The following is a 6869-nucleotide window of genomic DNA, read 5'->3' as shown; positions in this document are numbered from 1 at the left end:
GGATGCGGCGTCGATCGACTCGGCCAGTGCGATGAGGCCCTCGGCCGTCTTCACGTGCGCGATGTCGATGTGCTGTCCCTCGAAGTCCACCGCGGCACTGCCGGCTGCCTCGGCCTCGTTGAACGCTGCGATGAGGCGTTTGGAATGGTCGACCTGCTCCGGTGTCGGAGTGAAGATCTCGTTCGCGATCGCGATATGGGATGGGTGGATGCACACCATGCCGCGGTAGCCCAGCTGCTTGTTGTCGAGGGTGAACTGACGGGCGCCCTCGAGGTCCCTGATGTCCTGCCAGACCCCTGCGACCGGGTGGTGGAGACCCGCGGCCCGTGCGGCGAGGACGATCCGGCTGCGCAGGTAGAGCGTCTCGAGGCCGGCCGGAGTGAATTCGAAGCCGAGCTCGCGACCGACGTCCGCGCTCGGGCCGGTCGCGCCGAGGAGACTGGAGACGCGGGGGCTGGCAGCGGCGATCTCCTCGCAGTGGGCCATGGAACCGGCGGTCTCATAGCTGACGATGAGTCCGATGCTGCCGACTTCGAGGCCGTCGCGGCGCTCGATATGGGTGACGACGGCGTCGATCCGGCGGATCTCGTCGGCATCGAAGACCTTGGGGAGGAAGAGGCCGGCGAGGCCGGGGCGGACGACGGCCTCGAGGTCGAGTCCCTGGATTCCGGTCACCTCGGCGTTGGGTCGCACCCAGAGGTCCGCCCGAACGCCCTCGGCGTGCAGCCGATCAATGGTCTCGGCGACCGTGGCACGAGCCTCGTCCTTGTCGCCGGTCGGCACCGAGTCCTCGAGGTCGAGGATAAGCGCATCCGCGCCGGACTTGAGGCCCTTGTCTGCCCAGCTCGGCTTGTGGCCGGGGACGAAGAGCATTGAGCGGTATGGTTTCATCGTGATCTCCTTCGAACAAATGACGTCGTGCCGTTATTATACATTTTATATTAAATGATCGTGCGGTTTCGACTGTCGGTGGTTCAGCCTGCCTCTCAAAGCACCGTCTCTCAGAGCGAGGAGAGGAACCGACGGAGGATCTCATTCGTCCGTTCCGCCGCCTCGAGCATGGGGAAATGGCCGACGCCCTCGACCGTCTCGATGCGCACATCGGGCACCTGCTCGCGGGCCAGCCGCATGAGGGCCGAGTCGTCGCCCTCGGTGATCGCCCGCCGCTCCATTTTCGGCCCGACGGTCGTCGACTGCAGCACCAGGCACGGGACATCGATGCTGCAGAGCACATCGCGACCGCGCTTGGCGTCCCAGTCGACCATGTCGACCAGGAGCCGCGGATGGAAGTCGGGGTCGACGGCTCCGCGACGCTGTCGGATCATCGAAGACACGTCGCGTGGACTGGTCTCGACGAAGAAGTCGTCATAGAGGCCGTCCAGGATCGTTTCGAAGCCGGCGGCGCCCATGCGGGCCGCGAAGTCCCGAGCAGCGGTCGTCGGGTCGGCCTCCAGAATGCTTCCCTCGACATAGGCGATTCCCCGGACGGATTCGGGCGACTGTCGGTAGACCTCGCCCATCACCCGGCTTCCGAGGCTGTGGCCGGCGAGCACGACATCGCCGGCGCCGAGTCGGTCGAGCTCGTCGACGATCGCCGCCGCGCAGGAGGCGATCGTCGGCTCTGCGATGATCGGTGACTGCCCATGGCCGGGCAGGTCGATCGCGATGCACCGATGGTCCGTTGACAGGGCGTCGAGCTGGTTGATCCAATCGATGCTGCTGCAGCTGAAACCGTGGATGAAGACGACCGAGGGGGCCCGGTTCCGACCTCGACCGTATGGAGCCGACTCGTCGGCGGTGCGGACATATCGGTGGTCGCCTTCTCTGGGGGCGCGGATGGTGTCGAACCGCGAGGTCTCACCCCTGCTTCGCAACGGCGAAGCAAGGGTGAAGCTCAGGATTCGCGGTGGAATTCGCGTGCGGCCTCGACCGCAGCGGACAGCGCATCGGGGTCCACCTCGATCTCGACCCCGGCCCGTTCGAGTTGGAGCTGCATGAAGGACCGGGAGTCCTGGCTGCCGAGCCCTCGGCCCACCGCCTCGGCGATCTCATCGTCGACGAGGCCCGCCATCCGCACGGGCACGCCGAGGTCCTTGGCCATGCGCACGGCGAGTCCGACGTCTTTGTGCCCGAGGTCGAGCCGCATCGACGGCGGCTCGTAGCGATTCGGCAGGAACTGCTTGACGGCGTGGTCGAGCGGCCGGGACTTCCCGACGACGCCGTACTGGAGGGCCTCCCACAGCTCGAGCGGATCCATGCCCGCCTTGACCGCGAGTGAGAACACCTCGGCGATCGAGGCGAAGATCATGTTGCCCAGCAGATTGTGGCTGAGCTTGGTCACGGTGCCGGCACCGATGTCTCCGACATGCAGGGCGTTCTTCGCGAACGAGCGGAGGACGGGCTCATGGGTGTCGAACACCTCCTTGTCGCCTCCGACCCAGAGGACCAGATTGCCGGATTCGGCTCCGGCTGGTCCGCCGCTGACGGGGGAGTCGAGAAAGCTCACGCCGGCCTCGGCGAGCTCTTCATGGAGACGGAGCACGGTGTCGCGGGAGTTCGAGCTGACGTCGATGTGGACCGTCCCGGGGGCGGCCTTCTCCTTGATGCCGCCGGGACCGAGCGCAACCTCGGTGACCTGGGCCGGCCCGGGAAGGGAGGTGAGGATGAGTTCGCTGTGCTCGACGAGTTCGGTCAGGGTCGCGGCGACGGGGACTCCCGCCTCCACGAAGCGTTCCCTGGCGGCTGCGAACACGTCGAAGACGAGCAGATCATGGTCGGTCTTCGCGATGTTCGAGGCCATTCCGGCCCCCATCCGTCCGAGTCCGATGAAGCCGATGCGCATCTCAGATCCCCATTTCCGTGAAGGCCTCGCGGGCGACGCGGAAGGCGCCGAGCCCGGCGGGCATGCCGAGGTAGATCGAGACCTGGAGGAGCATCTCGCGAATCTCCTCCTTGCTCAGGCCGTTGGTGATCGCACCTTTGATGTGTCCCTTGAGCTCATCGGGACGGTTCGCGGCCGCGAGCATTCCGATGTTGAGGATGCTCCGGCTGCGACGGTCGAGACCTGGACGGGTCCAGACCGCGCCCCAGGCGTATTCCGTGACGAAGTCCTGCATCGGTGCGGAGAAGTCGTCGGTGGCCTCGAGGGCCGCCTCGACGTACTCCGCGCCCGCGATCTCCTTGCGCACCGCGAGGCCCGCTTCGTAGAGTTCTGATTTCATGACTGTCCTTCCGTTCGCTGCACGAGCTGCACTTTGACATGGTCGGGTCGGGGAAAGGTGTATTCGGGTACGAGGGTGATCTTCGGGGTGAAGTTGAGCGCGGAGCGGATCTTGTCATGGAGCTCCGCCGCCAACTGCTCGTGCTCGTCGGCGGGCACGGAATCCGCGACCTCGACCTGGATCTTGAGGTTCTCCTGAGTGGAGTGGCCCTCGAAGTCGGCGATGATCCTCAGCTCGCCGCTCGTACGCGGCATCAGATCGGATACGAGCTCCTTGACCGCGGACGGGAAGACGTTGATCCCGCGGACGATGAGCATATCGTCGGTGCGGCCCACGCAGACGACGGTGTAGCCGGTCCGGCCGCAGGCGCAGTCGGTCCCGGTGACGACCACGTGGTCGCGGGTGCGGAAGCGCAGCAGTGGCGAGGCCTGCCTGGTCAGCGCGGTGTACACGAGCTCACCGGAGGCTCCCTCGACGATCGGGACGGCGTCCCCGGTGTCCGGGTCGATGAGCTCGGTGAGGATGAGGTCGGAGAACAGGTTGTGCATGCCCTTGCCCTCGGCGCACTCGCCCCAGAAGGTCACGCCGAGGTCGGTGCCGCCGAGCATCTCGCGGCTCGTCGCGCCCCACAGGCTCTCGAGCGATCCGCGCACATTGGGCAGTCCGCCGCCGGGCTCCCCGCCGATCGACAGCGACCGGACACCGAGGTCCTTCGCCTCGACGCCGATGATCTCCGGCGCCTTCTCCGCCAGATAGATGAGGAAGTAGGGGGTGCCGATGACGGTCTGCGGGCGGAAGTCCTTGGCCACGCGCAGTAGACGCTCGACGCCGGCCTCGGCGCCGATGGGCAGGTCGACCAGTCCCATGTACTTCGCGATGTTGCTGACCGGAATGCCCCCGACGAATCCCTTGCTCATCCCGAAGGCGTGGAGCATGAGATCACCGGGGCGGAAGCCATTGGCATAGAGCGCGCGGGCGCCGAGTTCGTTCCACAGCTGCACATCGTCAGTGGTCAGGCCCACATAGGAGGGGCTGCCGGTGGTCCCTGACGAGGCCTGGACCTGGACGATCCCGTCCCAGGGCGCCGTCTGGTGGAGGCCCAGCGGAGGGGAGGCGGTCAGACTGTCGCGCAACTCCTGCTTCTCGGTGAAGGGGAAGTCGCGCAGCGCCTCGACGGAGTCGATGGACGCGAGGTCGACTCCGCTGTCGGCGGACTTCCTGCGATAGAACTCGCTGTTGGCCGCGAGGTAGGAGGTCTGAGCGGTCAGTCGCTCTGCCTGGATCTTCCTGATCGTCTCGTGATCGGCAACTTCGATCTCGTTCCAGATCGTTTCGGAATGGGGACTGACGGTTGGCTGCGCCATTGCATCTCCTTGAATCACGGTGATAGCTGATCGGGGGCCTCGTTGAGGGCCGGCTAGACCAGAACGTGCGCCCTGCTGTGCAGGGCTGACGCAACTGACGCCGACGGTGGAGACCTTCCACTATATTGTGTTAAGTATACATGTCCTCCACCGCATGTGTTGGCGTCGAGCGCTGATGCAGATTCCGAAGGACCGCATCGCCGCGGGTCGCGGTCGATGTTTTCCGATACGATGAATTGTCGACCTGTGAAGTCGGGGAACACTCGAGAGTTGAGGACTTGGAATGATGAAGGACGAGGTCGCGGGCCGGCCCCCGGAGCATAAGAGCCTCAAGCAGATCGCCATCGATGAGCTGCGTCGACGGATCTTCACGAGGGAGCTGGGTCCGGGCACCCGTGTCGACCAGGTCGCGATTGCCAAAGAGATGGGGATGAGCCGGATTCCGGTGCGAGAGGCGATCTCCGCTCTCGTGGTCGAGGGAATGCTGGAGATGAAGCCGCGGCGCGGCACATTTGTCGTGCCGCTGCGCAAATCCGACATCGCCGACCACTATTGGGTGATGGCGATGATCTCCACGCGCACGATCGAGCGAGCCGCCGAGCACATCACCCCGGAAGCGATCGCGCAGCTGGAGAGTCTGGCCGACGGGATGGAGGCAGCCGTCACCCATGAGGGTCGCGAGAGACTCAATTTCGAGTTCCACAGCATCATCAACCATTCGGCGGACTCCAGGCGCCTGCTTTCCGTGTTGCGCGGCCTCGGGCGGCCGATTCCGCTCCGGTACTACGAATCGCACGGCAAGTTCGCCAAGCAGGCCGATCGTGAGCATCGAGAGATGATCGCGGCATTGAAGAGCGGCGACAGCGAACGCGCTGCCGCAGTGATGGCCAACCACTTCGACAACGGGGTCCAGGATTCGATCGCCGTGCTGGAAGATCAGGGGTTCTGGGAGGACTCCGAGGACTGATCGAGCCTGTAGGATGCGAAACGCTTTCCTTTTGTCATAGTGTATATTTAATACAAAATGATCTATAGGAGGCGATGGTGCTTTCTCCTCGTAGCGAATCCGGGCGACTGGACGACGACCATTCATACGGTCCCCTGACGGGGGTTAAGATCGTTGAGCTCGCCGGTGTCGGGCCCGGCCCCTTGGCGGCCATGATCCTCGCGGACCTCGGGGCCGAGGTCGTTCGCGTTGATCGACTCGGTGCCACGCCTGTGATCCGGCGGGAGTTCGAAGTCCATGGACGATCGCGCAGATCGATCTCCGTCGATCTCAAGAAGGAAGCGGGGCGCGCGCTCCTCTTCAAACTGGTCGAGCGATCCGATGCTCTGATTGAAGGAATGCGTCCTGGCGCGGTCGAACGTCTGGGGGTCGGTCCCGACGAGTGCCTGTCCGTGAACCCGAAACTCGTCTACGCCAGAATGACGGGGTGGGGTCAGGACGGTCCGTATTCCGGCATGGCCGGCCATGACATCAACTACTTGGCTGTCACGGGCGGCTTGCATGCGATCGGCCGACGCGGCGAGCCCCCGGTTCCTCCGCTCAACCTCGTGGCCGATTTCGGTGGAGGAGGCATGTTCTTGGCCGTCGGCGTGGTGTCCGGGATACTCCGATCACGGTTGACGGGGGTCGGCGATGTCGTCGACGCAGCCATGGTCGACGGGGTCAACTCGCTGCTGTCGATGTTCCGCGGCTTCCTCGCCGATGGGATGTGGGAGGACCGGCGGGAGTCCAACCTGCTCGACGGCGGCGCTCCGTTCTACAGGTGCTACGAATGCGCCGACGGAAAATACGTGGCGATCGGCGCCAATGAGGAGAAATTCTGGCGGCAGCTTCTCGATGCCATCGGGCTCGCCGATGACCCGCTCATGGGAGAGCGGGAGGACAAAAGTGCTTGGGCCGCGATCGCCGACAGGCTGGCGGTGCAATTCAGGACTCGCCCGCGCGATGAATGGGTGGCGATGACCGAGGGTACGGATTCGTGTCTGTCGCCGGTGCTCAGCTTCGTCGAGGCTCGGGACGATGCGCATCTGAAAGCTCGGGACAGCTTCGTCGACGTCGATGGTGTGACTCACGCGGCGCCCGCTCCGCGATTCCAGAGGGCCGGCTGTCGTCCGCCTCTGGCTCCGGCTGCGATCGGAGCTGACACCTCGGCGATTCTCGAGGAGCTGGGCTTCGATCCCGGCAGTGCGCAGCGGCTTCGTCGCGACGGAGTCGTCGGCTGAAGCCGAAGAGCTGGCAATAAGTCTTCCGGCAGTGTGCAAGAGGGTTGTCAGCATC

At 64.9% G+C, this 6869-nt stretch carries 7 protein-coding genes; 2 read left to right on the top strand and 5 right to left on the bottom strand.

What is annotated here, in order from left to right; translation table 11 throughout:
- The 5 genes from AD89_RS0101795 to AD89_RS0101775 all read right to left on the bottom strand — a co-directional run.
- A partial coding sequence (locus AD89_RS0101795; protein ID WP_025776897.1) for an HpcH/HpaI aldolase/citrate lyase family protein occupies window positions 1-891 on the bottom strand: 891 nt, incomplete at its 3' end.
- 110 nt (window positions 892-1001) lie between these two features.
- Complete coding sequence (locus AD89_RS19160) at window positions 1002-1874, bottom strand: alpha/beta fold hydrolase (RefSeq protein ID WP_025776896.1); 873 nt, start codon at window positions 1872-1874, stop codon at window positions 1002-1004.
- A gap of 20 nt (window positions 1875-1894) precedes the next feature.
- On the bottom strand, window positions 1895-2842 hold the full coding sequence (locus AD89_RS0101785) for an NAD(P)-dependent oxidoreductase (protein ID WP_025776895.1): 948 nt from the start codon (window positions 2840-2842) through the stop codon (window positions 1895-1897).
- 1 nt (window position 2843) lies between these two features.
- Window positions 2844-3221 carry a carboxymuconolactone decarboxylase family protein gene (locus AD89_RS0101780; protein WP_025776894.1) on the bottom strand — a complete coding sequence of 126 codons (378 nt, stop codon included), beginning with the start codon at window positions 3219-3221 and terminating at the stop codon, window positions 2844-2846.
- Window positions 3218-4585, bottom strand: coding sequence for a phenylacetate--CoA ligase family protein (locus tag AD89_RS0101775; RefSeq protein ID WP_025776893.1), 1368 nt, complete (start codon window positions 4583-4585; stop codon window positions 3218-3220). The genes AD89_RS0101780 and AD89_RS0101775 overlap by 4 nt, the downstream gene beginning before the upstream one ends.
- A 283-nt stretch (window positions 4586-4868) precedes the next feature.
- Here AD89_RS0101775 and AD89_RS0101770 point away from each other — a divergent pair, with 283 nt between their 5' ends.
- Both AD89_RS0101770 and AD89_RS0101765 read left to right on the top strand, forming a co-directional pair.
- Window positions 4869-5552, top strand: a complete 684-nt coding sequence (locus tag AD89_RS0101770; RefSeq protein WP_051504977.1) for a GntR family transcriptional regulator — start codon at window positions 4869-4871, stop codon at window positions 5550-5552.
- Between the two features lie 77 nt (window positions 5553-5629).
- On the top strand, window positions 5630-6814 hold the full coding sequence (locus AD89_RS0101765) for a CaiB/BaiF CoA transferase family protein (protein ID WP_231488353.1): 1185 nt from the start codon (window positions 5630-5632) through the stop codon (window positions 6812-6814).
- The last annotated feature ends 55 nt before the right edge of the window (window positions 6815-6869 follow it).

This window comes from Brevibacterium sp. VCM10 (assembly GCF_000583215.1).
GTDB lineage: Bacteria > Actinomycetota > Actinomycetes > Actinomycetales > Brevibacteriaceae > Brevibacterium > Brevibacterium linens.
The sequence above is the reverse complement of the archived record's forward strand: the minus strand, read 5'-3'. Positions and strand labels throughout refer to the sequence as shown.